The 23036-nt window shown below is 65.0% G+C and carries 28 protein-coding genes and 1 tRNA gene; 16 read left to right on the forward strand and 13 right to left on the reverse strand.

Going from position 1 to position 23036, the window contains the following annotated elements:
- Positions 1 to 75: 75 nt before the first annotated feature.
- The gene (locus ACTIFP_RS06900; RefSeq protein ID WP_439567979.1) at positions 76 to 756 is read right to left on the reverse strand and encodes a prolyl hydroxylase family protein; all 681 of its coding nucleotides are present in this window, start codon (positions 754 to 756) and stop codon (positions 76 to 78) included.
- Between the two features lie 113 nt (positions 757 to 869).
- On the opposite strand from ACTIFP_RS06900, the gene ACTIFP_RS06905 reads away from it, so the two are divergent.
- Positions 870 to 946, forward strand: a tRNA-His gene (locus ACTIFP_RS06905).
- A 248-nt stretch (positions 947 to 1194) separates the two neighbouring features.
- Here ACTIFP_RS06905 and ACTIFP_RS06910 read toward each other — a convergent pair.
- The 5 genes from ACTIFP_RS06910 to ACTIFP_RS06930 all read right to left on the reverse strand — a co-directional run bounded on the left by ACTIFP_RS06910 (position 1195) and on the right by ACTIFP_RS06930 (position 3268).
- Positions 1195 to 2046 (reverse strand): tyrosine-type recombinase/integrase, encoded by an 852-nt coding sequence (locus ACTIFP_RS06910; RefSeq protein WP_439567980.1) that lies wholly within the window; start codon positions 2044 to 2046, stop codon positions 1195 to 1197.
- 128 nt (positions 2047 to 2174) lie between these two features.
- A complete protein-coding gene (locus tag ACTIFP_RS06915) occupies positions 2175 to 2495 on the reverse strand; it encodes a hypothetical protein (RefSeq protein WP_439567981.1) in 321 nt (106 codons plus the stop codon).
- 1 nt (position 2496) lies between these two features.
- Positions 2497 to 2706: a hypothetical protein gene (locus ACTIFP_RS06920; protein ID WP_439567982.1), complete on the reverse strand. Its 210-nt coding sequence runs from the start codon at positions 2704 to 2706 to the stop codon at positions 2497 to 2499.
- A 50-nt stretch (positions 2707 to 2756) separates the two neighbouring features.
- Positions 2757 to 2966: a hypothetical protein gene (locus ACTIFP_RS06925; RefSeq protein ID WP_439567983.1), complete on the reverse strand. Its 210-nt coding sequence runs from the start codon at positions 2964 to 2966 to the stop codon at positions 2757 to 2759.
- The gene (locus ACTIFP_RS06930; protein WP_439567984.1) at positions 2963 to 3268 is read right to left on the reverse strand and encodes a hypothetical protein; all 306 of its coding nucleotides are present in this window, start codon (positions 3266 to 3268) and stop codon (positions 2963 to 2965) included. Before ACTIFP_RS06930 ends, ACTIFP_RS06925 begins: the two co-directional genes overlap by 4 nt.
- 65 nt (positions 3269 to 3333) lie before the next feature.
- On the opposite strand from ACTIFP_RS06930, the gene ACTIFP_RS06935 reads away from it, so the two are divergent.
- Positions 3334 to 3681: a hypothetical protein gene (locus tag ACTIFP_RS06935; RefSeq protein ID WP_439567985.1), complete on the forward strand. Its 348-nt coding sequence runs from the start codon at positions 3334 to 3336 to the stop codon at positions 3679 to 3681.
- Here the strand turns inward: ACTIFP_RS06935 and ACTIFP_RS06940 are convergent.
- Positions 3671 to 3865, reverse strand: coding sequence for a hypothetical protein (locus ACTIFP_RS06940; RefSeq protein ID WP_439567986.1), 195 nt, complete (start codon positions 3863 to 3865; stop codon positions 3671 to 3673). The genes ACTIFP_RS06935 and ACTIFP_RS06940 overlap by 11 nt on opposite strands.
- A 310-nt stretch (positions 3866 to 4175) precedes the next feature.
- Between ACTIFP_RS06940 and ACTIFP_RS06945 the strand changes: the two genes are divergently transcribed.
- On the forward strand, positions 4176 to 5225 hold the full coding sequence (locus ACTIFP_RS06945; protein WP_439567987.1) for a Glu/Leu/Phe/Val family dehydrogenase: 1050 nt from the start codon (positions 4176 to 4178) through the stop codon (positions 5223 to 5225).
- 173 nt (positions 5226 to 5398) lie between these two features.
- Positions 5399 to 5752, forward strand: coding sequence for a YbaN family protein (locus ACTIFP_RS06950; protein WP_439567988.1), 354 nt, complete (start codon positions 5399 to 5401; stop codon positions 5750 to 5752).
- A 362-nt stretch (positions 5753 to 6114) separates the two neighbouring features.
- On the opposite strand, the gene ACTIFP_RS06955 is transcribed toward ACTIFP_RS06950, so the two are convergent.
- A complete protein-coding gene (locus ACTIFP_RS06955) occupies positions 6115 to 7035 on the reverse strand; it encodes a lysostaphin resistance A-like protein (RefSeq protein WP_439567989.1) in 921 nt (306 codons plus the stop codon).
- A gap of 31 nt (positions 7036 to 7066) precedes the next feature.
- Positions 7067 to 8107, reverse strand: a complete 1041-nt coding sequence (locus ACTIFP_RS06960) for an AraC family transcriptional regulator (protein ID WP_439567990.1) — start codon at positions 8105 to 8107, stop codon at positions 7067 to 7069.
- A 142-nt stretch (positions 8108 to 8249) separates the two neighbouring features.
- On the opposite strand from ACTIFP_RS06960, the gene ccmC reads away from it, so the two are divergent.
- The 10 genes from ccmC to ACTIFP_RS07010 all read left to right on the forward strand — a co-directional run bounded on the left by ccmC (position 8250) and on the right by ACTIFP_RS07010 (position 16704).
- Complete coding sequence (gene ccmC, locus ACTIFP_RS06965; protein WP_439567991.1) at positions 8250 to 8984, forward strand: heme ABC transporter permease CcmC; 735 nt, start codon at positions 8250 to 8252, stop codon at positions 8982 to 8984.
- Between the two features lie 2 nt (positions 8985 to 8986).
- On the forward strand, positions 8987 to 9142 hold the full coding sequence (locus tag ACTIFP_RS06970) for a hypothetical protein (protein WP_439567992.1): 156 nt from the start codon (positions 8987 to 8989) through the stop codon (positions 9140 to 9142).
- Positions 9139 to 9573: a cytochrome c maturation protein CcmE gene (gene ccmE / locus ACTIFP_RS06975; protein ID WP_439567993.1), complete on the forward strand. Its 435-nt coding sequence runs from the start codon at positions 9139 to 9141 to the stop codon at positions 9571 to 9573. The genes ACTIFP_RS06970 and ccmE overlap by 4 nt, the downstream gene beginning before the upstream one ends.
- Positions 9574 to 9676: 103 nt before the next feature.
- Positions 9677 to 11647, forward strand: coding sequence for a heme lyase CcmF/NrfE family subunit (locus ACTIFP_RS06980; protein ID WP_439567994.1), 1971 nt, complete (start codon positions 9677 to 9679; stop codon positions 11645 to 11647).
- The gene (locus ACTIFP_RS06985) at positions 11644 to 12174 is read left to right on the forward strand and encodes a DsbE family thiol:disulfide interchange protein (protein ID WP_439567995.1); all 531 of its coding nucleotides are present in this window, start codon (positions 11644 to 11646) and stop codon (positions 12172 to 12174) included. Before ACTIFP_RS06980 ends, ACTIFP_RS06985 begins: the two co-directional genes overlap by 4 nt.
- Complete coding sequence (locus ACTIFP_RS06990) at positions 12171 to 12605, forward strand: cytochrome c-type biogenesis protein (RefSeq protein ID WP_439567996.1); 435 nt, start codon at positions 12171 to 12173, stop codon at positions 12603 to 12605. The genes ACTIFP_RS06985 and ACTIFP_RS06990 overlap by 4 nt, the downstream gene beginning before the upstream one ends.
- Positions 12602 to 13252: a tetratricopeptide repeat protein gene (locus ACTIFP_RS06995; protein ID WP_439567997.1), complete on the forward strand. Its 651-nt coding sequence runs from the start codon at positions 12602 to 12604 to the stop codon at positions 13250 to 13252. The genes ACTIFP_RS06990 and ACTIFP_RS06995 overlap by 4 nt, the downstream gene beginning before the upstream one ends.
- 44 nt (positions 13253 to 13296) lie before the next feature.
- Positions 13297 to 15258 (forward strand): potassium transporter Kup, encoded by a 1962-nt coding sequence (locus tag ACTIFP_RS07000; RefSeq protein WP_439567998.1) that lies wholly within the window; start codon positions 13297 to 13299, stop codon positions 15256 to 15258.
- 102 nt (positions 15259 to 15360) lie between these two features.
- The gene (locus tag ACTIFP_RS07005) at positions 15361 to 16194 is read left to right on the forward strand and encodes a hypothetical protein (protein ID WP_439567999.1); all 834 of its coding nucleotides are present in this window, start codon (positions 15361 to 15363) and stop codon (positions 16192 to 16194) included.
- A 9-nt stretch (positions 16195 to 16203) separates the two neighbouring features.
- Complete coding sequence (locus tag ACTIFP_RS07010) at positions 16204 to 16704, forward strand: AHH domain-containing protein (protein WP_439568000.1); 501 nt, start codon at positions 16204 to 16206, stop codon at positions 16702 to 16704.
- Between the two features lies 1 nt (position 16705).
- Here ACTIFP_RS07010 and ACTIFP_RS07015 read toward each other — a convergent pair whose 3' ends face one another.
- The 4 genes from ACTIFP_RS07015 to ACTIFP_RS07030 all read right to left on the reverse strand — a co-directional run bounded on the left by ACTIFP_RS07015 (position 16706) and on the right by ACTIFP_RS07030 (position 19438).
- The gene (locus ACTIFP_RS07015) at positions 16706 to 17548 is read right to left on the reverse strand and encodes a TraB/GumN family protein (protein WP_439568001.1); all 843 of its coding nucleotides are present in this window, start codon (positions 17546 to 17548) and stop codon (positions 16706 to 16708) included.
- Between the two features lie 53 nt (positions 17549 to 17601).
- Positions 17602 to 18549 carry a TraB/GumN family protein gene (locus ACTIFP_RS07020; RefSeq protein WP_439568002.1) on the reverse strand — a complete coding sequence of 316 codons (948 nt, stop codon included), beginning with the start codon at positions 18547 to 18549 and terminating at the stop codon, positions 17602 to 17604.
- A 66-nt stretch (positions 18550 to 18615) separates the two neighbouring features.
- Positions 18616 to 19257, reverse strand: a complete 642-nt coding sequence (locus tag ACTIFP_RS07025) for a hypothetical protein (RefSeq protein WP_439568003.1) — start codon at positions 19255 to 19257, stop codon at positions 18616 to 18618.
- On the reverse strand, positions 19223 to 19438 hold the full coding sequence (locus ACTIFP_RS07030) for a helix-turn-helix transcriptional regulator (RefSeq protein ID WP_137753487.1): 216 nt from the start codon (positions 19436 to 19438) through the stop codon (positions 19223 to 19225). Before ACTIFP_RS07030 ends, ACTIFP_RS07025 begins: the two co-directional genes overlap by 35 nt.
- Before the next feature lie 251 nt (positions 19439 to 19689).
- On the opposite strand from ACTIFP_RS07030, the gene ACTIFP_RS07035 reads away from it, so the two are divergent.
- Together ACTIFP_RS07035 and glyS are read left to right on the forward strand one after the other, a co-directional pair.
- Positions 19690 to 20571, forward strand: a complete 882-nt coding sequence (locus ACTIFP_RS07035; RefSeq protein ID WP_439568229.1) for a glycine--tRNA ligase subunit alpha — start codon at positions 19690 to 19692, stop codon at positions 20569 to 20571.
- Complete coding sequence (glyS, locus tag ACTIFP_RS07040; protein ID WP_439568230.1) at positions 20568 to 22952, forward strand: glycine--tRNA ligase subunit beta; 2385 nt, start codon at positions 20568 to 20570, stop codon at positions 22950 to 22952. Before ACTIFP_RS07035 ends, glyS begins: the two co-directional genes overlap by 4 nt.
- Positions 22953 to 23036 lie beyond the last annotated feature (84 nt).

The raw sequence follows: 23036 nt of genomic DNA on the forward strand, positions 1-23036 counted from the left end.
GAAGTCGAGGGACATGCCGCACGCGCTGTTCATGGTGTCTCGACTTCGCTCGACACGAACGGGGTTATGGGTGGGTCAGCCCAACTCCCCCTCCGCCCACGGCCAGGGCCGTTCGCGGAACCATTTGGTGATGATATATTTGCGCCCCTTGCGCACCTTCATCCCGTGGTGGAGCGTGTCGGCGTTGGTGCTGCCGTCGGGGCGGACATTGTTCCACGCCAGCAGCTTGCCAAGCTCGGGCTGGTGCAGCTTGCCGGTGGCGAGGAAGCGCGTCGCGCCGCCCGCGCCCGGCTCGTTGAGGTAGATCATCAAGGTCCAGCTGCGCTGGCCGGGGATGGCGCAATAGGTTTCCCAGTCGGCGCCGTGCGGGTCGAAATAATCGGTGTGCGCCTTGAACTCCTGCCCGACGTCGTAACGCTGACCCTGCATCGGTTCGCCATAGGCGAGCGGAATGCCGGTGAGGTCGTGGAGGCGATTGTTGACCGCGATGACCAGCGGGTCGCGGTGGTCGAGGTCGCACGTCGTGCTGGTGCGAAACGCCTCGTCGCCATTGGGATCGGCGATCGTCGAGGGGCGCACATCGCGGTCGATCTGCGCGATCAACCCGGCACAGGTTTCGGCGTCGAGAAAGCCGGGCAGCATATATTGTTCGAGCTTGGGCGTCGGCGCGCGGCGGATACCGGCGACCGCGGCAAGCCGCGCTGCGGTGCGGTCGGCGCCCGAGGTCGCCATGTCGACAGGATCATTTGCAGCCATGACGCGCTATTTAGCAGGGAAGCGCGTGCGAACAATGCTTGACGAACGGGGCGATGCGCGCCTATTCGCCGCGCGCTGTCGAGGCCGCTTCTGGCGCCCTCGCCGCGTGTGTGGCGACCATAGCTCAGTTGGTTAGAGCGCCGGTTTGTGGTACCGGAGGTCGCGGGTTCGAGCCCCGTTGGTCGCCCCACCTTTTCCGCCAGTTTTGCTAGTGCAGGACCGGAGGTCTAAGGTTCAACTGAACCTACGCTAAGGCAATGGACCTGCTACTGGACCTTGCGACCTCGATCCCGGTAGTCCCTACAATCCGGCGTTTCGCGCGGTTTGCGGCTCGGGTGGCTTCCTTCGCCTTGGCAATTGCCCACCTTGCGGCCCATTCGGCGTTCTCCGCTCGGATGAGTGGCAACGCTTCGGCCCAGCACGTCGGCGTGAACAGGACTACCATGTCAGGCTCCTTGCTGCTTTCTTGAGGTAGTCCGGGCTGTACTTGGCGTACACCCGGGTGGTTACGTTGATGTCCCGGTGACCTAGGAAGGACGCAATCTCGGGCATGGGGACGCGATCCTCGGCCATCCACACAGCGGCGGAGTGCCGGAACATATGCGGGTGGGCTTTAATCCCGCTACGCTGACTGGCGAGGGCGATACCCTTCTTGACGTCCAGCACGGGCAGGCCCCGATGCTCAATGACGTAGTCGGTCATCGCACTTTCCTTAGCCTCGCGGAGCAAGGGTAATATCTGGTCGTTGAGTGGGACGGTCGCGCGGTTCTTCCGCTGCTGCACCGTCCCGTCTGCGTGGGTTTCGATCTCATCCCGCTTGAGCACGATGATACCTCGGTCTAGATCAACCTGATCCCATTGGAGCTGGAGCAGGGCGGTCTTGCGCGCCCCGGTGGCGACAGCCAGCGCCGCGAACAGCTTGACGTGGGGCATTACACAGCCATTGAGGAAGGTGCGAAACTGCGCCTTAGTAAGGTGCGTCACCTTGGTCTCAGGCGGGTCGGGTACGAGGACCTTGGGCGTTCGATCGGTCAGCCGATTGTCGCAGCCCCAGCGCAGCGCCGTGCGAACCAGCGACAGCTCTTGCCGCATGGTATTGACGGCTCGCTTGCGCCACTTGAGGTACTCGGCGCTGTGCGCCTCCTCGACCTCCGTGATCTTGCGGCTGCTCCAGAAGGGCTTTGCTGCGATCCACGCTTCCCGCTTGCGGGTCTCCTGATATTTGCCTCCGAGCTGGTTGAGATAGGCCTCGACGACCTCGCCAACAGTCTCGACCTCGCGCCGTTGCATACCTGCCCACACCTTAGAGGCGAGAGCGTCAGCGGTTAAGTGCGGGGTCGCTCAGGCAGCGGGTGGTCATGTCGTCCACAACCCTCGCCAGCACGGCAGCTCGGTCTTTTATGATGATCCCGGCCATGTCAGTCCTCCTCGAACGGGTCGAACTCCTCGCCAGCGAGATCGTGGATGACCTCGTTGCCAAGCTCGATCAGGCGGTCCCGGATGTGTTTGCCGTTGCGATCCATGAAGTCCGCAGGATCGGCGACAAAGTCCGGTACGTCAGCGGCGGTGAAGGTGACGGCGACCGTGCTGGTGTTCGCGAGGATCGCGATCTCGACTAGCCGGGCGGCGTAGAACACCGCTTGGACCGCCTCGGTACACTCTGGGGCGTCCGTGAATATGTCCCCGTCCACCGCGTCCACTAGGGCTTGGGCGGCGTCGATTATGCGCTGGGTGCTCATGTCACCGCCCCTGCCGGATGCCGAGGCAGCGGCCCTTGAACCGGTCAGCCTTGAACTGGCTGGTGGTGCCGGCGACGGCGTCCGTCATAAGCTGGGCAGCCTTCGCCTTGATGACCGGGGCGTTCTCGGGCAGCAGCTCGGAGAACATCGCGATGATCTGGTTGGTGGCGTCGGCGATCAGGTTGTAGTGGGTGCGCGTCATCTTGGGCATAGCTGCCTCCTCTTGTCAGAATTGCATTTGGGGGTCGGAGAGTGGGAGAGTTACGCGGGTTTGATCCCGGCGCTCACGAGGGGGTCGATGCCCGTGTCGGTCCACCACCAGCGGTGGTCGCAGGCCGTACAGTCGATCGGTTCTTCGATGTCCGGGAGGAGCTTGAAGGCACCCTCCTCGGGCATCCAGCGCAGGTCGGCTCGGACATAGAGACCCTCGCTGCTCCCGCACTCGGGGCAGGTCAGCGAGGGCAGGCTCATGCCGCTTGCCTGCGGGCTTCTTGGTAGGCTCGACCGCGTCTCGGCTCCGTGGCGAACAGGCGGCTCGGATAGGGCGATCCCTCGTCGCCCCGGGTCGAGACGTGCTGAGACCACCGGCAGAAGGCCGTGCTGTTGTACGGCGGGAGCTGCTCGAACCCCAGCTCGTTGCGGAGGGACCGGATGGTGCCTAGGTGCTGTTCCTTGCCCTCCCGGCCAAGCCGGTGATGGACCAGAGAGAACTCCGTTTCCTTGAGGCGGCGGAGAAGCGAGGACGCCGATGCGGCGTTGAGAGTACCGTTCATGGGATGTCTCCTTGAAACTGGGGGATAATCTGGGTAAGGGCGGCGCCCCTTGGAGGAGATCGCCTATGTCGCTGCTATTGACCCTGATGATGCAAGCTGCCCCGGACTTGAGCTGGGCTGACCAGCAAGCCGTGCAGAACATGGACGCTGCCAAGCTGGCATGGGAGCTGTGCATCACGGACAGCGTCATCGAGCTGGCACCTAAGCAGGCACCAGCCGAGGACATTGCCGACGCTGCCCTCGCCGACTGCTACGTGCAGCAGCAGGCGCTAGTCGCCACCGGGGTTGAACTGATGGCAAGCGGGGGCATGTCGAAGGTGGAGGCGAAGCGGCGCATGAACACCACGGAGCCGAGGCTGGTGGAGCTACGCCGCAAGCAGGCGATTGCCCAAGTGTTGCGTGCTAGGCCCTAGCAGCAGCCAACGCAGCGGCGCCGCGATCGTGGTTGCGCCGGAAGGTGCTCTTGCCACCGAACAGCGCGCCCTTGATGGCGTTCGCCAAGCCCCGGCGCTGATCGCGATCCCGGACCAAGTCGATGCGGGTGGTGGCAACGATGCCGTTCTTGCCCTTCTTCTTCACGGTGATGCGGTCGATCATGTTCTTCTCCTTTTCTGGGGTTCAGACAGGAACGGTGCTCCTAAGTTCACTTGAACCCAAGAGGCTGCGTGTTCCTGCGATGTTCTCGATTTGGTGGCGGGTGTGTCGAGTAGAGACCAGCCGCTAACGCCTAGAAAAGCGTCTTATGCTTGCAGGCGAGGTGATTTGTGGTACCGGAGGTCGCGGGTTCGAGCCCCGTTGGTCGCCCCATTTCCTGCTGACAATCGTTCGGGCAGCGTTTCGGCGTGACTCTGCGCTCGCGTCTGATTATTACGCTCTGACGTAATTTTTTAACGCGAGGATTGAGTCCATGTCCGCAGTCTGGGATTTCGCCGATTTCGACGATCATGAGCATATCCACATGTTCCGCGATCGGGCCAGCGGGCTGACGGCGGTCATCGCGGTCCATTCGACGCACCTTGGCCCCGGCGCGGGCGGGGTGCGCTACTGGCACTATCCGCAGCGCGCGGCGGCGATCACCGATGCGCTGCGCCTGTCGCGCGGCATGAGCTATAAAAATGCGATGGCGGGGCTGCCGATGGGCGGCGGCAAGGGCGTCATCCTGGCCGACGAAGGCGCGGCGAAGACCCCCGAACTGCTCGCGGCGTTCGGCCGCGCGGTCGAATCGCTGGGCGGCGCTTATGTCACCGCCGAGGATGTCGGCATGTCCGACGCCGACATGGTCGCGATTTCCAAGCATACCAAGCATGTCAGCGGCCTGCCGGTGGCGAGCGGCGCGGCGGGCGGCGACCCCGGCCCGCTGACCGCGCTCGGCGTCTATCTGGGGATCAAGGCGGCGATCAAGCAGGGCCTGGGCGCCGACAGCGCGCGTGACGTGCGCGTCGCGATCCAAGGTGTCGGCAGCGTCGGCGGCGGCGTCGCGCGGCGGCTGGCGGCGGAGGGCGCGAAGCTGACGCTGGCCGACGTCAACCTGGCGCGCGCCAAGGAACTCGCCGAGGAACTGGGCGCCGATCTTGCCGATTCGGCGGCGATCATGGAAATCGAGGCCGATGTGCTCAGCCCCAATGCGCTGGGCGCGATCCTGACCGAGCGCAGCATCGAAAAATTGCGCGTGCCGATCGTCGCGGGCGGCGCCAACAACCAGCTCGCGACCGCCGCCGACGGCCAGCGCATCCACGACCGCGGCATCACCTATGCCCCCGATTATGTGATCAATGCCGGCGGCATCATCAACGTTGCGCTGGAATATCTGGGGCATGGTAGCCGCGACGAAGTCGAAAGCCGCATCCACCTGATCCCAGGGCGGCTGGCGGAAATCTGGGCCGAGAGCAAGGCGAGCGGCACCCCGGCGTCGGCAGTGGCCGACCGGATGGCGCAGAAGCTGATCGGGCGGGGGTAGTCGCAAGGACGGTACCCAGATTCCGTTCGCCCTGAACCTGTCGAAGGGCCGTTCTTTCTTTTGACGCTGCCAGAAGAAGGACGGTGCTTCGACAAGCTCAGCACGAACGGATTTGGGGTGCGCCATTTAGGCGAAGGCTGGCACGTCCCTAAATTTCCGCTAAGCCACCGCCAATGAAGCGGCATTTGTTTTTGGTCGGCGGCTGGGCGTCGCTCGCGCTCGGCGCGATCGGGGCGTTCCTGCCGCTGCTGCCGACGGTGCCCTTCGTCATCCTCGCGGCCTTTTGCTTCGCGCGATCGTCGCCGCGGCTGGAGGCGTGGCTGCTGAGCCATCCGACTTTTGGTCATCACATTCTGGCGTGGCGCGAAAAGGGCGCGATAAGCCGTAAGGGCAAGATTGCAGCGAGCGTCGCCTTTGCGTTCAGCATCGTGCTGGCGTTGCTGTTTGCGCCGTGGCCGTGGATGATGGCGCCGATCATCGCCGCAGCGGTGGGGGGCAGCTGGATCTGGACCCGGCCCGAGGGGTGAGCGCAGGATTTGGCCGGGTTGGGGCGGGGTGTTGACTGTTTGGTTTTGGGCGGGAAATTGCGAAAACTGCCGTTTCCAATCCGCCAACCGCGACGTCGATTCAGATGGTTGGCATAGCTCAACGCGGTATCCTAGGCCCTGTTCGCTTTTGATTGAATAGAAGCTGGGTCTCGAATCTTTGTTTTCCGCCTTTTCCGAGGCGTTCGGTGTTTGCACCTCACTTGAAAGGCTCTGGTCACAGAATTCGGCGAAATCTCAGCGGGCCAAGTCCGTCAGCGCACTGACGGCCTTTTGCAGGTGCGCTCTCGGGCTCGGTCATCTTACCGACCTTCCGTCCCCTAAGGTCTTGTGGAGCGAATCGGCTAGGGTTGGTGTTCTGAACGTGGCGGATCGATTCGGTTTGGTTCGCGCGACCTTCCAAGCAACAGCAGGATCAGGCCAGCCACGGTCAGCAGGCCAAGCGTAAACACGCTCCCTTCCGGTCCCTCCCCGGCACCATTGAGCCAGGTCGGCCCGACAGGCACCAATTTCACCACCAGTGCGGGCAGACCGGTATCCAAACCCGTAATCGGCACATCAAAGCCGGTGCCCCCAAACCAGTTCCAGCCGACGTGCCAGCCCATCACCCCCCAGATCGAATTCGAATACCGCACCCAGGCGCAGGCGAAAATCGCGAAGATGAAGGTCATGACCAACTCCAGCAGCGTTGCTCTGGGCGAAAAGTGAACAAAGGTGAAAGCGGCGGACGACAATATGAAGGCGGCAGTCATGTTCCAACGCCGCATGATGGTTGAGAACAGCCAGCCGCGAAAGACGAACTCCTCCACGCTCGCTTGTACGGCAAAGCCGGCAAGCAACAAGGCGACCCCGCCAAGCGCAGCGGGGCTGGCAAAGGCGGGGGCCAGATCAGCGACACGGTATCCGCCGGAAAGGGCTATCGCCGTCACGATCGCGCCCATCATCGCTATGCCAACGGCCAGTCCGGTCAGGAACTTTTTCAGCCGCCCATCGCCGCAAAGTCCGACACTGGCGAGGCTTCTCTTTTCGACCCAGCGAACCCAGCCAGATATCGCAAGCCCGAAGGCGATGAACGAAACCAGCATCAGGAAAAAGCCCAAAGGTCCGCGCGGGGCGCCCATCGGCTCAGTAAAGCCGAGATATGCGAGGCCGAGATCACCCGGCAACATGCTGATGACAAGAAGGAAAATGCAGATAAAGGGGGCGGCGATACTCGGCGGTATCCAGCCCTTGGCCGGTTCGTCGGAAAAGATCATCTGTGTCATGCCGCCGCAGCTACCCGCTGGCAGCGGACGGCTATAGAATGATCGTGCGGAACAAGTCCGAACGAAGCCATTGCTTCGGCGTGAGGCCAACGGTCTTGCGGAATGTGCGGCCAAAATGGCTCTGATCGGCAAAGCCAGCCCCATGGGCAGCATCGGCCAGCTTCGCGCCTTCGCGCAAGAGCTGCTTGGCGAGATCGACCCGCCGATACTGCAGATAGCGATAGGGGCTGGTGCCAAGCAATGCCCGGAAATCACGCGAAAGCTGCCAGCGGTCGCAGTCGGCCACTTGTTCAAGTTCATCAAGTCGCGCACCGGAAACGACGGCGGAATCGAGAAATTCGCGTGCCCGCATCACGGCTGTTCGGTTGGCGATCCTCACAGCTGCCACCTTGCCAGCCACCTCGTTCATGGCTTGCGCCAGATCGTAGAGAGCGTCTTCATAAGCGCCGGGATCCTCGACGCCCGTGCAGTCTGTCACCATGCTCATGGCCGCCGCGATCAAGGCGGGATTTGTCGAGACGCCGTTGGCCACAAACGGCAGCTCCGCGCCTCCAAGCACCGTCTGCACATGAGTTGGCGGAACATAGGCTGCCCGATAGCTGAATCCCGCCTCATCGCGGCAATGTCCATCGTGTATTTCTTCGGGATGGAGGATTAGCACCTGCCCAGGCAGCGAATGTCGCATCGCCCCGCGATAATTGAACGCTTGCACCCCAGCCATAGTCAAAGCGACGGTGTAAGTATCGTGCCGATGCGGCGAAAACGCTGCCCCGACCAGCCGGTTTGCGACCCGCTCTATCGGCTCGAACGAACCGGTCGAATGCGATGGGCTCGGGGGAAGCGTTGCAGAAATCATCGGTAGTATAATGGGCGTGAACTGCATGAAAGCAAACCTTGCAGATCCGAAAATAACTGTCTGATCGGTTGCGCAACTTTTACGCCCATTCTGGCTTTCCCTGCAAAAAACGGCCTCCTTCGACTGTTGGAAGTCGGTCTGTGCGGCCCTTTCCCAGTCTTCAAACCACAACAAACCTTCTGTTAGCGCTTCATTTGAATGAATGGCGGCAATCAATGGGTGCCTCGCTGGTGTCGAACGGCAGCAACCGGTCGCAAGCAGCCGTTGCCCGCGCGCCGCGCGGGCAACACAGCGCCACCCCGCCACCTCGGGCAAATCGCTGGACCCTCACGCCACGCTCCCCTAAGGACGCGAACCGATGCACGCTTATGCGAATCCGACCCGTTTTCTGGCGATTGCCAAGCCGCTGACGCCATGGCTGCTCGGTATTGGCCTGCTGCTCGTGCTGGCGGGCGCGTGGGCCGGGCTGACGCAGGTGCCGGGCGATTACAAGCAGGGTGAGACCGCGCGGATCCTCTATATTCATGTCCCCGCTGCCTGGCTTGGTATGGGCGGCTGGACCAGCCTTGCCATCGCCGGGCTGGTGCAACTCGTCTGGCGCCACCCCTTGTCGGGAATCGCGGCGCGCGCGATTGCGGTGCCGGGGATGTTGTTCACCGCGCTGTGCCTCGCGACCGGATCGATCTGGGGCAAGCCGACCTGGGGCACCTGGTGGGAATGGGACGGGCGGATGACGTCGATGCTGGTCCTGCTGTTCCTCTATGCGGGCTTTATCGCGCTGACCAATGGCGATGAGGGGCAAAGGCAGGGCGGCTCGCTGTCGCGCGGCGCGGCGATCTATGCGCTGGTCGGCGCGATCAATATCCCGATCATCAACCGCAGCGTCGTGTGGTGGAACAGCCTGCATCAGGGGCCCAGCATCACCTTGCGCGGATCGAGCATCGACAATGCGCTGCTGTGGCCGTTGGGCTTGACCTTGCTCGGTTTTTCGCTGTTATTCGGCGCCATCGTGTTGATGCGGATGCGGCGGATCATCGCCGACAACCGCGTCGCGTCGCGGCTGCGGCGGCTGGCCGACGACGAGGGGAGTTAAGCGTGACGGGGGTGATCAGCGGCAGCGGCCAATGGGCCTATGTGGCGGCGGCTTATGCGCTGACCGTCCTGCTGACCGGCGGCGTGCTGTGGTCGAGCTGGCGCGCGATGGCGAAGGCCGAGCGGCGCAGCGATGCGCTGCGGCGGGATCGTAAATGAAAGCGAAGCATCAACGGCTGGTGCTGGCGCTGGTCGCGCTGGCCGGTATCGCGGGCGCGGGCGTGCTCGCGGCCAGTGCGCTGCGCGACGAGGCGGCCTATTTTCGCACGCCGGTGGAGATCAAGGGCGGCAAAGCCACCGTCGGCGAACCAATGCGGCTGGGCGGCATGGTCGCCGCGGGCAGCATCGAGCGCCAGAGCGACGGGCTGACGATCCGCTTCGTTGCAACCGATGGCAAGGCGTCGGTACCGGTCGAATATAGAGGCATCGTCCCCGACCTGTTCGGCGAAGAGAGCGGCATGGTCGCCGACGGCCGGATGCGCGCCGACGGGACGTTTGTCGCTGACCGTATCCTGGCGAAGCACGACGAGCGTTACATGCCGCCGCAGATGGGCGACATGCCGAAGAATATGAAGGCGCCGGTGGTATGAGGAATATTCGTCGCCCCCGCGAAGGCGGGGGCCGCTATCGGCCTACTCCTCCCGCGCCGCGTAAACCGACGGCGGCCCCCGCCTCCGCGGGGGCGACGGCTATATGATCGCCGAACTCGGCCTCGCGCTCCTGTGGATCGCCGCGGCGCTCGCCTGTCTGTCGCTTGTCGCGGGCACGCTGTATTTGCGCGGCGGGCAAAAGGATCTCGCCGCGCTCGTCCGCCCGGCCAGCATCGCGCAGGGGGTGCTTACCGCGGCCGCGTTCGGCCTGCTGATCGCGCTGTTCATACGCTCCGACATGTCGGTCGAGCTGGTCGCGCGCAACAGCAACAGCCTGAAACCGATGATCTTCAAGATCGCCGGGACATGGGGCAATCATGAAGGATCGATGCTGTTGTGGCTGACGATCCTGTCGCTGTCGGGGGCGCTGATCGCGCTGTTTGAAAAGCGGTTGCGCGAAGATACGCTGATCGCGACCTTGAGCGCGCAGGCCGCACTCGGCCTTGGTTTCTTTGCTTTTCTGATCTTTTCGTCGAACCCGTTCAAGCGGTTGCCGGTCGCGCCGCCCGACGGTCAGGGGCTCAACCCGCTGCTTCAGGACATCGGGCTCGCCTTCCATCCGCCGACGCTTTACGTCGGTTATGTCGGGCTGTCGGTCGCGTTCAGCTTTGCCGTTGGCGCGCTGATCACGCGCGAGATCGGCCCGGCCTTTGCCCGCGCGATGCGGCCGTGGGTGCTGTTCAGCTGGATCTTCCTGACCATCGGGATCACCGCGGGCAGCTATTGGGCCTATTATGAGCTCGGCTGGGGCGGCTGGTGGTTCTGGGATCCGGTCGAGAATGTCTCGCTGATCCCTTGGCTCGCGGGCGCCGCGCTGCTCCATTCGGTCGCGGTGACGGCGACGCGCAATGCCTTGCGCGCGTGGACGGTGATGCTGGCCGTCATTGGCTTTTCGATGTCGATGGTCGGCACCTTCATCGTCCGCTCGGGGCTGCTGACGAGCGTGCATAGCTTTGCGGTCGATCCCGAGCGCGGGACGTTTCTGCTCGTCCTGATGGCGATCTATATCGGCGGCGCGCTGACCCTGTTCGCCTTGCGCGCGGGAAGCGTGGCGGAGGGGAAGAAGTTCGCGCTGCTCAGCCGCGAAGGCGCGCTGGTGATCAACAATCTGCTGCTGACGACGATCCTCGCGCTCGTCCTGCTCGGCACGCTCTATCCGATCGTCGCCGAGGCGATGGGCGAGAAGATTTCGGTCGGGCCGCCCTATTACAACCGCGTCGCCGGGCCGCTGGCGCTGGCGCTGTGTCTGGTGATGGTCGCGGGACCGCTGCTCAGCTGGCGCAGGGACGACGGCAAGAAGATGTGGTCGCGCCTGCCGCTGGCGATCTTCGCCGGGGCGGCGGTGCTGTTCGCGCTGATCCTGTTCGGCGGGAAGGTCGGGGTATTGCCGCTGCTCGGCATGACCGTCGCCGGGGTCGTCGCCGTCGCCAGCCTTGCGCCGCTGTGGGGCCGCAACCTTCGCCGCACGCCGCTGCCGACCTGGGGTATGATGATCGCGCATTTCGGCGTCGCGGTGTGCCTCGCGGGGATGGGCGCCGAAAGCGCCTTCATCAAGGAGCGGCTGGTCGCTGCGGCGCCGGGTGACGTGGTGAAGGTCGGCGATTTCGCGGTCAAATTTGTCGGGGTCAAACCCATCGCCGGGCCGAACTATACCGCGATCGAAGGGACTTTGGTCGCGACGACCTCGGCTGGGGCGTCGTTCACGATGCGGCCCGAGGCGCGGACCTTTCCCGGGCTGATGGGCACCGCGCCGACCGAGACCAACGAGGCGGCGTTGCTGACGCGCCCGGGCGGGCAGCTCTATGCGGTGCTGGGACAGCCGGTCACCAGCGACGACGGGACGCGCGACCGTTACCAGATCCGCCTGTGGTGGAAGCCGTTGGTGTGGTGGATCTGGCTTGGCGGCGGACTGATCGCGCTGGGCGCCGCGCTGTCGCTGCTCGGCCGCGCGCAACTGCCGGGCATCTGGCGCGCCCGGCGTAACCGGAAAGCACAGGAGCGTTTCGCGCCATGACCAACCGCTGGGTTCTTTTCGTGCCGCTGGCGATCATGGGATTGCTGTTCGGCGCCTTCATCTACCGGCTGGTCACGCCCGCCGAGACGCTGATCCAGTCGCAGTGGATCGACAAGCCGATGCCGCTGTTCGACCTGCCGCCCGCGACCACCGGGGTTGCAGGGCTGAAAAGCAGCCAGCTGGCCGACGGTCGGCCGCGGCTGGTCAATGTGTTCGCCAGCTGGTGCATCCCGTGCCGCGCCGAGGCGCCGCAGCTGGAAGCCTTGAAGGCCGCGGGGGTGCCGATCGACGGCATCGCGATCCGCGACCGGCCCGAAGATGTCGCGATGTTCCTGCGCGAATATGGCAACCCCTTCGACCGCATCGGGGCAGACATGCAGAGCAGCGTCCAGATCGCGCTCGGGTCGTCGGGGGTTCCCGAAACCTTCCTGATCGACGGCAAGGGCGTCATTCGCGAGCAGATCCAGGGCGTGATTCTGGCGGATCAGGTGCCCGAGATCGTGGCGAAGCTGGAGGCGATGAAGTGAGATTGCTGCTCGTCCCGCTTGGTTTGCTGGGTGCGTTCACAGCCCCCCTGACCGCGCAGGACCGCCTGCCGCCGGCGCCCTACGCCTATGAACAGCTGCGCGATCCGGCGAAGGAAGCGCGTGCGAAGGCGTTGATGGAGGAGCTGCGCTGTCTGGTCTGTCAGGGCCAGTCGATTGCCGACAGCGACGCGCCGCTCGCCGGCGACATGCGCCACGAGGTGCGCAGCAAGATTGCCGCGGGTGAAAGCCCCGACGAGATCAAGGCGTGGCTAGTCGCGCGCTATGGCAATTGGGTCAGCTACGATCCGCCGTTCGACGGCGCGACCGCGTTCCTGTGGCTGGGGCCGCTGCTGTTTCTGCTGCTCGGCGGCTGGCTGGCGTTCGGGCGCTTCCGGCGCGGCGCGAGCGACGATGCGGAGGACGGCGCATGATCTGGCTGTGGGTCATGCTGGCGGCATTGCTGACCATTGCTGCGATGTTCGTGCTGGGCAGGCTGCCCGCCGCGGCGCGGCCACTCGCCGGCGCCGCGGTCATGCTGGGGCTGGCGGGCTATGCGCTGCAGGGCAGCCCCGCGCTGCCCGGCAAGCCGGTCGCCGCGCCCGAGGAGCCCGCGGGGTTCGGCGATGCGATCACCGACCAGCGGCAGGGCATGGCCGATCGCTTCGGCCCCGCGGCGCAATGGCTGGGCATGTCCGATGGCTTTGCACGCACCGGGAAGACCGAACTCGCGGCGCAGACGCTGGAAAAGGGGCTGGAGCGCTATCCCGACAATGTCGATCTGTGGGTCGGGCTCGGCAATGCGCTCGCCGCGCATGGCGGCGGCATGATGTCGCCTGCCGCGGCGCTGGCGTTCGACGAGGCGGCGCGCCGCGATCCGGCGCACCCGGCGCCGCCCTTTTTTGCCGGATTGGCGCTGGCACAGGGCGGCGACCTGAAAGGTGCCGAGGCGGTGTGGGGCGAGCTGCTCGCGCGCAGCCCCGCCGATGCGCCCTGGCGCCCCGACCTGGAAATGCGGCTGGCGCAGCTGCGGCAGGCGCTGGGGCCGCAATTGCCGCCCGCATCGGGACAAACCCCCTGATATGGACGCTATTCCAACGCCTCCGGCTCGTCTAATGGCTGGCGATGACTGCTGAGTCGCACACCGCGGCAGGCGGCGCCGACAGCGCCGCTCCGACCGCCGCCAACGCCGGCCATTATGGCCACGACCATGCCAGCGACGGCAAGCTGAAGCTTGCCGTCGGTGCGATCGGTGTCGTGTTCGGCGACATCGGCACCAGCCCGCTCTACGCGTTTCGCGAAACCTTTGCCGGGCATCATCCGATCGAGCCCGACCGGCTGCACATCTACGGCGTGCTCAGCCTGGTGTTCTGGTCGATGATGCTGGTCGTCACCTTCAAATATGTGCTGACGATCATGAAGGCCGACAACAAGGGCGAGGGGGGCAGCCTGGCGCTGCTCGCGTTGATCAGCCGCTCGTCGGGCGAGAAGCGCTGGACCTGGCCGATCATCCTGCTCGGGGTGTTTGCCACCGCGCTGTTCTATGGCGACAGCATGATCACCCCGGCGATGTCGGTGCTGTCGGCGACCGAGGGGCTGCGGTATATCGACCCGGGCTTCGCGCCCTATATCGTGCCGATCGCGCTGGCGATCCTGATCGGCCTGTTCGCGATTCAGTCGCATGGAACGGCCAAGGTCGGGGCGTTGTTCGGGCCGATCATGCTGCTCTATTTTCTGACCCTGGCCGGGCTGGGCATCATGCACATCGCCGATAATCCCTGGATTATTGTCGAAACGATCAATCCGGTGAATGCGCTGCGTTTCTTCTATGTCGATGGCTTTACCGCGTTCATCGCGCTGGGAGCGGTGGTCCTCGCCGTGACGGGTGCCGAGGCGCTCTATGCCGACATGGGGCATTTCGGGCGCGGCCCGATCGGGATCAGCTGGCTTGCGTTTGTCCTGCCCGCGCTGATGCTCAACTATATGGGGCAGGGGGCGATGGTGCTTGCTGCCGAAGCCGGGCCGCGCGCCGACCTGATCTCCGACCCGTTTTTTCAGATGATGCCCGAATATCTCGAGGTGCCGGTCGTCATCCTTGCGCTGCTCGCCACGATCATCGCCAGCCAGGCGGTGATCTCGGGCGCCTTCTCGCTGACCCAGCAGGCGATCCAGCTCGGCTTCATCCCGCGCCTGCGCGTCGAACACACCAGCGCGTCGGCGGCGGGGCAGATCTATATCCCGGTGGTCAACTGGTTCCTGATGATCATGGTGATCATCCTGGTGCTGTTTTTCGGATCGTCGAGCAACCTCGCCGCCGCCTATGGCATCGCGGTGACCGGCGCGATGTTCATCGACACCTGCCTGCTCTCGGTCGTCCTCTTCACGCTGTGGAAATGGCCGGCGTGGAAGGCGCTGCCGGTACTCGCGGTCTTCTTCATCGTCGACATCGCCTATTTCGGCGCCAATCTGATCAAGGTGCCCGACGGCGGCTGGGTGCCGCTGGTCATCGGCCTCATCATCTTCACCCTGCTGACGACCTGGTCGCGCGGGCGCAAGCTGATGCAGCAGGAAATGGCGGAGGGCGCGATGCCGATCCCGGTGTTCGTCAAATCGGCGGCGAACAGCGCGACGCGCGTGCCGGGCACCGCGGTGTTCATGACATCGAGCAGCGACGGGGTGCCGCACGCGCTGCTCCACAATTTGAAGCACAACAAGGTGCTGCACCAGCGGATCATCCTGCTGACCATCAAGGTCGCCGACGTGCCGTTCGTGCGCGAGGAAAATCACTGCGCGCTCGAAGATCTGGGGCAGGGGTTCCACCGCCTGATCCTGAACTATGGCTTCATGCAGCCGGTCGACGTGCCCGATGCGCTGAAGCGGGTGACGAGCTGTGGCGGCGAGTTCAAGATGCTGGAGACGAGCTTTTTCCTGTCGCGCCAGACGCTGATCGCGGCGAGCAAGCCGGGGATGCCGATCTGGCGCGAAAAGCTGTTCGCATGGATGCTGCGCAATTCGGAAAGCGCGATGGAATATTTCCGCCTGCCGACCAACCGCGTCGTCGAACTGGGCAGCCAGGTCGCGATCTGACCCGCGCCTCGACATTAACTTACCGATAGGTTCGATTAAGCGTTTGAACATTGCCGCCAGTCTTGCAATGCAAGCGCCAACCGATGGAGGTCGGCGAGCGATATGGACGTGGGCAACAGCGACGCTCTGATCCTGCCGGTACCGCCGGAACCCTTTGCGCTGATCGTCGGCGCCGCGCGGCGGGGCGATGCCGACGATGCGCTGGAAACCGCGCTGCGCCATATGGGGCTGCGGCCCGACCGCCTGACCGCAAAGGATGCCGCCATCGCCGCGCGCATCGCGGCGCCGCGCTTTCGCCTGCATTTCGGCGCGGTGTCGGTGCTGGCGGGCCGCGCCGCCGATGCGGCGCTCGACACCGCAGACCCCGATCATCCGTCAACCAGCCTGCTCGCCGCCCGCCTCCCGCGCGACTGGCGCCGCGCCGGGCACTGCTGGATCTTCATCCCCGACCCCGACCCCGATGCCGCCGCGGCGACCGAACAACCGGCACGGATGCGCGAATTTTTCAAGATGATGGTGCTGCTGATCGACCTGTTCGACGCCAGCCATATTTTCTGGTCGCCGGCGCGGCTGTGGTCGGACGCGCCGCAATTTCGCGCCTCGATCGCCGAAATGCTGGTCAGCGGGATGCCGCCGGTGCTGCATCTGGTCGCGTTCCGGCGCCGCGAAGATGCGGCGGGCGCCAGCATGGGGACGCGCGGGCTGGCGCTGTTCGCGGGGCAGGAGCTGGAAGGGCGCATCCCGGGCGGCTGGACGGTGGCCGAAATGGTGCGGCGTCTGTCGCGGCTCGCGCTCGACATGATGCTCAACGGCCCGATCCGCGACGCGCGCACGATGCGCGGGCTGGAGGCGGGCGAATGGATTGACCTGTCGCCGTCGCCGCGCATCGGGGCGCAGCGATCGACCGTGGTCGTCGAGTTCGGCCACGATCGCTAGGGTCATCTGATGCCGCGCCGCGGCTGGCACGGCGCCCCGCCGCCGCAACCCGGCTATCAGCGCCACCACCTGATCCCCATCGCGCTGCTCCATCGGACCCAGATGGCGGCGATGTTCGACGCGTTGCGGGTCGAAGGTTTTGCGCTCGATCATTTTCCGCGCAACGGGTTGGTACTGCCCGCGTGTGAGCCCGCGGCACTGCTGTCGGGCCATGCGCTGCACCGCGGGCCGCATCAGGGGTATAGCGACGTCGTCGCGGCGCGGGTCGAACAGATCCGCGGGCATTTTGCGCTGAACGCGGCGGCCGATTTGCGCACTGCGCGGCGAACCGCGGCGATGCGGCTGCGGCTGCTTCAGGATGCGACGCGGCGCGCGCTCACCGACCGGCATGGCGCCGGCTTCTGGCTCAATCGCCGCGATCCGATGCGGCTGTTCGTCGATCGCCCCTATCTGGACGATGCGATCGCGCGGCTGTTCGGCGGGCAGCACGCGGTGGCTGAAAACCGATAGTCTATTGCACCCGCGTCACCGTCAGCCCGTCGGCCGCCAGCATCGCGGGCACCCCGTCGGCGCCGACCAGATGCCCCGCGCCGACCGCCATCAGCACCGTTCCCGGCGCCGCCATCCGCTGTTTGGCCCAGGCGCTCCAGCGCCGGTTGCGGTCGGTGATGATCGCGCGGCGCGCCGCCGGGACCGCGTCGATGTCCTCGTTGATCATCGCCTCGAGCGCCGCGACGTCGCCGCGGCGCCACGCGGCGGTGAGCGCCGCGACTTCGGCCGCCGCGTCGTCCGCCCCCTCGGCAGCGCGGATCAGCAGCGCGCGCTGGGTCGGCGCGTCGAGCGTTTCGAACAGCATCAGCTGGGTCCGCGCGGTTTCCAGCCCGGCGATCGGCTTGCCCGCCGCCTGGAATTTTTCGGTCAGCCCGTTTTCGACCCCCGCGGCCGGGGACAGGTCGGCGCGCTGCGCGGCGCGCTGGCCCATCAGCACCATCACCGCCCAGTCGTCGAGCGCGTCGCCACCAAAATCGCTGCCGTCATCCTCCAGCGCGCGGTAATTGGCGAGCGCCGCGCCGCGGAGCCGCGCGTCGATCGCCAGTGGCGCCGTGCGCGGCGCGAGTTTGCGAAATTCGTCGCCCGCCGCGGCCAGCTCGGCCGGGGTCAATTCCATCACCAGCTCGTCGGCGGCGCCGATCGCGCCCGCGACCTTGCCCTGGTCCCAGCTGGTCCCGCGCGGCAGCGCGTGCATCGTGCCGAGCAGATAGATGCGCGTATCGGCGTCGGCGACCAGCCACATCGCCGGGCGCGCCGAGGGCGCCGGCTCGGCGGTGCCGCACGCCGCTAGCAAAAACGGCAAAAGGGCCGCCGCAAGGCGGCGACCCCGATGTCGGACAAGATGCGTATCCGCCGTCAATATTGGACCCGCTCGGCGGTCAGCCCGCGCGCCTTCAGATAATCCTGCACGCTCTTTTCGCCTGCCAGATGCCCCGCGCCGACGGCGATGAACACCGTTCCCGGCTTTGCCAGCCGCGTCTTGATCTGGTCGGCCCAGCGCTGGTTGCGGTCGTAGAGCAGCGTCGTGGCAAGTTCGGGGGTCGCCGCCAGGCTCTCGTTCATGGCGACGGCCAGACCGGCGGGGTCGCCCTTGGCCCACAGCACGACCATCTTGTCGAGCGTCGGCCCCAGCTTGTCCATATCCTTCACCACCGAATTGAGGAAGGCGACCTGCTGCGTTTCGGGCAGGGTGTCGAAAAAGCCGAGCTGCTGTTCGAGCGTTTCCAGCCCCGCGATCGGCTTGCCCGCCGCCTTGGCAAATTTGGTCAGCAGCTTTTCGGCGCCCTGTTCGGGATCATAGCCAAGCTTGGTCAGCGGCAGGATCGACAGCGTCATCGCCGGAAACCAGGGTTCAAACGCGTCAAAGGCGTTCGCCGGCATCCCGACGCTGACCATCGCCGCCTGATAGGCCTTCAGCTGGTCGGCGGTCAGGCGCGACGGGATCGTCTTGCCGGTCATGTCCATCGCCAGCGGCATCATCGTCTGCGCGACCGCGGCCTGATCTTCGGGCAGGACGATTTCCAGCATCATCTCGTCCGATTTGTCGAACGCGGTCTTCACCGCCTCGTCGAACCAGCTCAGGCCGGGTTTCAACACATGGACGGTGCCGAACAGATAGATCGTCGTGTCGTCATCCTTCACCACCCACAGCGCCGGATCGGCGTCGGTCAACGCGGTCGTGGCCGGCGCCACCGCCGCGGCCGGTTCTGCGGCACTGGCAATGTTGCTGCCGGGCAGCACCGCGCACTGGGCAAAGGGAATGACGGCGCAGGTGGCGGCGAGGGTCTTGAACCAGGTCTTCATGGGAGAATGTCCTTTCTTATTTGGCCCTTATGGCCGGATCGGTGGGGGAAGGGGAGAGCAATTCGGTCAGCGAAATTTGAACCAGAAGTAAAAAAGAGCGTTGGCGGCCAGCGACAGCGCGAACAGCGGCATCGCCTCGACCGGGGGCGCAAGATCGGCGCGCCACAGCACCCACCAGACGGGGCACGGAAAGACGAAGGCGTAAAAGCCTGCGAGCCCGCCGAGATGATAGGCCTGGCGCTCGTGGTCATCGACGGTGCGATGATAGAGGACCAGCGCGATGGTCAGCCCGACCACCCACATCGCCGACAGGCCGATAGCGACCATGGGGGTCATTGCGGCGTTGCTGAACAGCCCCTCGGGTCCGTCGCCCCCGGCTTGCATCACCATGGCGGCGACAAAGCCGAGCGCCCCGGACAATGTCAGGCTGATCCAGTACAGCCGCTTGCGCGGTGACCATTTACGGAACCAGTCGGCATGGCGCCGGACATAATAGGCCAAGGCCAGACCGCCGAGCAGGATCGCGACGACCGGGCCGATCCACGGCGCCAGCACCGCGTCGCCGTGTTCGGCGGCGGCTTCGTTATAGCCTGCAAAACCGCCTGCCAGCATGGCCGTGCCAATGCCGATCGCGACGGGCCAGATCATGCTCGGCGCGCGGCGCTCGCTCGGGTCATTCGCCATCGTCATGTCCTTCATGGCCATCATCGAAAATCTCCTCGATCGGCATCGCGAACAGCCGCGCCAGCTTGAACGCGAGCGGCAGCGACGGGTCGTATTTCCCCGTCTCGATCGCGTTCACCGCCTGCCGCGACACATCGAGCCGGTCGGCCAGTTCGGCCTGGCTCCAGTTCCGCATCGCGCGCAGCACCTTCAGCTGATTGTTCATCGGCATCCCGTCATGCGTCCCTGACCGAATGTCAGGTGTTATTGACTAAATGACATGATTCGCTGACTGTGTCAACAACACCTGACATTTTCCGCAAATGTCGCGCTGCGCGGCACTTTCGCCAACATCCGCGCGCCACGCGCCCTTGACCCTGCGACCCCGCTGCGCCAAGGGCGGCGACACTTGTTGCACGTGCGAAAGAGCGGACAGTGGCGGACGCGGCGGAGACGAAACCCTTAAGCTTTCAGGACATGATCCTGACCCTCCACGCCTATTGGGGCGCCCGCGGCTGCGCGATCCTGCAACCCTATGACATGCGCGTCGGCGCCGGGACGTTCCACCCCGCGACCACGCTGCGCAGCCTTGGTCCAGAGCCGTGGAACGTCGCCTATGTCCAGCCGAGCCGCCGGCCTACGGATGGCCGCTATGGCGAGAACCCGAACCGGCTCCAGCATTATTACCAGTATCAGGTGATCCTGAAGCCATCGCCCGCCGACCTGCAGGAGCAGTATCTGGGGTCGCTGGCGGCGATCGGCATCGACCCGCTGCTCCACGACATCCGCTTCGTCGAGGATGACTGGGAAAGCCCGACGTTGGGCGCGTGGGGTTTGGGCTGGGAAGTGTGGTGCGACGGGATGGAAGTCACCCAGTTCACTTACTTTCAGCAGATGGGCGGCTTCGACTGCAAGCCCGTCGCGGGCGAGCTGACCTACGGCCTCGAACGGCTGGCCATGTATATCCAGAATGTCGACAATGTGTACGACCTGCGCTTTTCCGACCCCGTCGGTGACGTGCCGGGGGTCAGTTATGGCGATGTGTTCCTGGAAAACGAACGCCAATTCTCGAAATGGAATTTCGAGGTCGCCGACACCGACAGCCTGTTCGCGGGCTTCAAGGCGGCCGAGGCCGAGTGCCAGCGCGCCATCGCCGCAAATGTCCCGCTCGCGGCCTATGACCAGGCGATCGAAGCCAGCCACCTGTTCAACCTTCTCCAGGCGCGCGGCGTGATCAGCGTCCAGGAACGCGCCAATTACATGGCGCGCGTCCGCGACCTCGCCAAGGGCAGCTGCAAGGCGTGGATCGACAGCCAATCGGCCGCGTGGACCGCGAAATATCCGGGGTGGACGCTGTGACCGACTTCCTTCTCGAACTGCGCAGCGAGGAAATCCCGGCGCGGATGCAGGCCGGTGCGCGCGCTGAGCTCGACAAGCTGTTCCGGGCACAGATGGCCGCCGCGGGCCTCGCTGTCGGCGAGCTCACCATCTGGTCGACCCCGCGCCGCCTCGCACTGATTGCCAAAGGCCTGCCCGACGCGACCGCGGCGGTCAGCGAAGAACTCAAAGGCCCGCGCAGCAGCGCGCCGCCGCAGGCGCTCGAAGGCTTCCTGCGCAAGACCGGGCTGACGCAGGACCAGCTCGAAGACCGCGATGGCGTCTATTTCGCCGTGATCGACAAACCCGGCCGCGCCACCGCCGACGTGCTGGCCGAGGCGATCCCGGCGATCATCCGCGGCTTTGCCTGGCCCAAGTCGATGCGCTGGGGCAAAGACAGCGCGAGCAGCGAGAGCCTGCGCTGGGTGCGCCCGCTGTCCGGCATCGTCGCGATCTTTGGCGAGGCGCTGGTGCCGTGCGACATCGGCGGGGTCGCGTCGGGCTACGCGACCCGCGGCCACCGCTTCCACTGTCCGGGCGAAATCACCATCGGCTCGGCATCGGACTATGCCGAAAAGCTGCGCGCGTGCCATGTCATCGTCGACCATGAAGAACGGCAGAACATCATCCGCGACGGCGCGGCGAAAGTTGCAGCCGATGCGGGGCTGACGCTGGTCGCGGACGAGGGGTTGGTGATCGAGAATGCCGGGCTGACCGAATGGCCGGTGCCGCTGCTGGGGCGCTTCGACGCAGCGTTTCTGGAGGTGCCGCCTGAGGTCATTCAGCTGACGGCGCGGGTGAATCAGAAATATTTCGTCGTGAATGATGCGACGGGCAAGTTGGCGAACGGCTTCGTCTGCACCGCGAACATTGACGCGGTCGATGGCGGGGCAGAGATTGTGGCGGGCAACCGCAAGGTGCTCGCGGCGCGGCTGTCGGATGCGCGCTTCTTTTGGGAGCAGGATCGCAAGACCAGCCTCGCAGACCACGCCAAGAAGCTGGATCGTATTACCTTCCACGAAAAGCTCGGTACCGTCGCCGACAAGGTCGAACGCGTCGCGAAGCTGGCGCGATGGTTGGTTGAAGAAGGCATCGTCACAGACCGCTCCCCGGCGAACGCCGCGGCCCAGAGCGGCACCGAGCAAACGTGGGCGCAAGGCAGCCCTGGGCCCCGGCTTTCGCCGGGGAACACGACGGAATTGGCCGACCAGGCCGAACTCACTGCGCGCCTGTGCAAGGCCGATCTCGTCACCGAAATGGTCGGCGAATTCCCCGAACTGCAAGGCCTGATGGGCGGCTACTACGCCCGCGCCGAAGGTTTGGGCGATGCGGTCGCCGATGCGATCCGCGACCATTACAAGCCGGTCGGGCAGGGTGACGATGTGCCGACTGCGCCGGTGACGGTGGCTGTGGCATTGGCGGATAAGCTGGATACGCTAGTCAGCTTCTTCATTGTGGGAGAAGTACCGACTGGATCGAGAGATCCATATGCGCTGCGTCGATCTGGTTTGGGCATTCTGGCCTTGCTCCAAAAGCAAGCGCTTCGCCTCAACCTCCAACGCTCAATAGCACTCGTCGCCGGTGTGGTTGCTAGAAGTCCAGGTATCAATCGAATTGGGAAGGATGAGGAGTTCGAACGACTTCTGCACCTTATTTGGCCCGAGTTTCCTGCAACTGCTCCTAACGACGAGTTGGGAGAACGTGTAAGTTCACTTCGTACTGCGGAGCCGAAGCTGTTTGATCTCTACGAGAATTATTTGCTGGGTACTATTAACGAAATGCTCTCGCTTGCAAGCGGTGGCGATCAGGCTTTCAAAACAGTGCCAGCGTTCTTACTGGACCGCCTCAAGGTCCAGCAACGCGAGGCCGGTGTCCGTCACGACCTGATCGACGCGGTGTTTGCGCTTGGTGGTGAGGATGATCTGGTGCGACTGCTCGCGCGGGTGAAGGCGTTGCAGGCCTTTATGGCGAGTGATGACGGGGCGAATTTGCTCGCGGGGTATAAGCGTGCGGCTAATATTTTGAAGCAGGCGGAAGCCGGGGCCCAGGGCCGCCAAGAACCGACGTCTGCGGATGCACGCCCTGGGCTCCGGCTTCCGCCGGAGAGCATGACGGCGCATGACGCTGCCCTCCTCGCCGCGCTCGACACCGCCGAACCCGCCGCTTCCGCCGCCGTCGCCGACGAACGCTTCACCGACGCCATGGCCGCGCTCGCTTCGCTCCGCGCCCCGATTGACGCGTTTTTCGACGGCGTGATGGTCAACGACCCCGACGCGGACGTCCGCGCCTATCGCCTTGGCCTGCTCGCCCGATTTACCGGTGCGGTGCACGGCGTGGCCGATTTTTCGAAGATCGAGGGCTGACAGCCCCGCTATGCGCCGCAGCTTATAGCGAACGAAGCAAAACTGAATCGACCAACCGCGATTGCATACCTATCCAGCCGCAAC

The sequence above is a fragment of the Sphingopyxis sp. genome, from assembly GCF_051861155.1.
Classification (GTDB): domain Bacteria; phylum Pseudomonadota; class Alphaproteobacteria; order Sphingomonadales; family Sphingomonadaceae; genus Sphingopyxis.

Excerpts from the sequence above, each read along its gene's own strand:
- ACTIFP_RS07030 (WP_137753487.1), bottom strand. The coding sequence starts at position 19,438 with ATGAACAATCAGCTGAAGGTGCTGCGCGCGATGCGGAACTGGAGCCAG.
- ACTIFP_RS07000 (WP_439567998.1), top strand. The coding sequence starts at position 13,297 with ATGACTGCTGAGTCGCACACCGCGGCAGGCGGCGCCGACAGCGCCGCT.
- ACTIFP_RS06955 (WP_439567989.1), bottom strand. The coding sequence starts at position 7,035 with ATGACACAGATGATCTTTTCCGACGAACCGGCCAAGGGCTGGATACCG.
- ccmC (WP_439567991.1), top strand. The coding sequence starts at position 8,250 with ATGCACGCTTATGCGAATCCGACCCGTTTTCTGGCGATTGCCAAGCCG.
- ACTIFP_RS06940 (WP_439567986.1), bottom strand. The coding sequence starts at position 3,865 with ATGATCGACCGCATCACCGTGAAGAAGAAGGGCAAGAACGGCATCGTT.
- ccmE (WP_439567993.1), top strand. The coding sequence starts at position 9,139 with ATGAAAGCGAAGCATCAACGGCTGGTGCTGGCGCTGGTCGCGCTGGCC.
- ACTIFP_RS06945 (WP_439567987.1), top strand. The coding sequence starts at position 4,176 with ATGTCCGCAGTCTGGGATTTCGCCGATTTCGACGATCATGAGCATATC.
- ACTIFP_RS06935 (WP_439567985.1), top strand. The coding sequence starts at position 3,334 with ATGTCGCTGCTATTGACCCTGATGATGCAAGCTGCCCCGGACTTGAGC.
- ACTIFP_RS06985 (WP_439567995.1), top strand. The coding sequence starts at position 11,644 with ATGACCAACCGCTGGGTTCTTTTCGTGCCGCTGGCGATCATGGGATTG.
- ACTIFP_RS07005 (WP_439567999.1), top strand. The coding sequence starts at position 15,361 with ATGGACGTGGGCAACAGCGACGCTCTGATCCTGCCGGTACCGCCGGAA.
- ACTIFP_RS07035 (WP_439568229.1), top strand. The coding sequence starts at position 19,690 with ATGATCCTGACCCTCCACGCCTATTGGGGCGCCCGCGGCTGCGCGATC.
- ACTIFP_RS06980 (WP_439567994.1), top strand. The coding sequence starts at position 9,677 with ATGATCGCCGAACTCGGCCTCGCGCTCCTGTGGATCGCCGCGGCGCTC.
- ACTIFP_RS07025 (WP_439568003.1), bottom strand. The coding sequence starts at position 19,257 with ATGATGGCCATGAAGGACATGACGATGGCGAATGACCCGAGCGAGCGC.
- ACTIFP_RS06925 (WP_439567983.1), bottom strand. The coding sequence starts at position 2,966 with ATGAGCCTGCCCTCGCTGACCTGCCCCGAGTGCGGGAGCAGCGAGGGT.
- ACTIFP_RS06950 (WP_439567988.1), top strand. The coding sequence starts at position 5,399 with ATGAAGCGGCATTTGTTTTTGGTCGGCGGCTGGGCGTCGCTCGCGCTC.
- ACTIFP_RS06900 (WP_439567979.1), bottom strand. The coding sequence starts at position 756 with ATGGCTGCAAATGATCCTGTCGACATGGCGACCTCGGGCGCCGACCGC.
- ACTIFP_RS06920 (WP_439567982.1), bottom strand. The coding sequence starts at position 2,706 with ATGCCCAAGATGACGCGCACCCACTACAACCTGATCGCCGACGCCACC.
- ACTIFP_RS06915 (WP_439567981.1), bottom strand. The coding sequence starts at position 2,495 with ATGAGCACCCAGCGCATAATCGACGCCGCCCAAGCCCTAGTGGACGCG.
- ACTIFP_RS07010 (WP_439568000.1), top strand. The coding sequence starts at position 16,204 with ATGCCGCGCCGCGGCTGGCACGGCGCCCCGCCGCCGCAACCCGGCTAT.
- ACTIFP_RS06995 (WP_439567997.1), top strand. The coding sequence starts at position 12,602 with ATGATCTGGCTGTGGGTCATGCTGGCGGCATTGCTGACCATTGCTGCG.
- ACTIFP_RS06930 (WP_439567984.1), bottom strand. The coding sequence starts at position 3,268 with ATGAACGGTACTCTCAACGCCGCATCGGCGTCCTCGCTTCTCCGCCGC.
- ACTIFP_RS06910 (WP_439567980.1), bottom strand. The coding sequence starts at position 2,046 with ATGCAACGGCGCGAGGTCGAGACTGTTGGCGAGGTCGTCGAGGCCTAT.
- ACTIFP_RS07020 (WP_439568002.1), bottom strand. The coding sequence starts at position 18,549 with ATGAAGACCTGGTTCAAGACCCTCGCCGCCACCTGCGCCGTCATTCCC.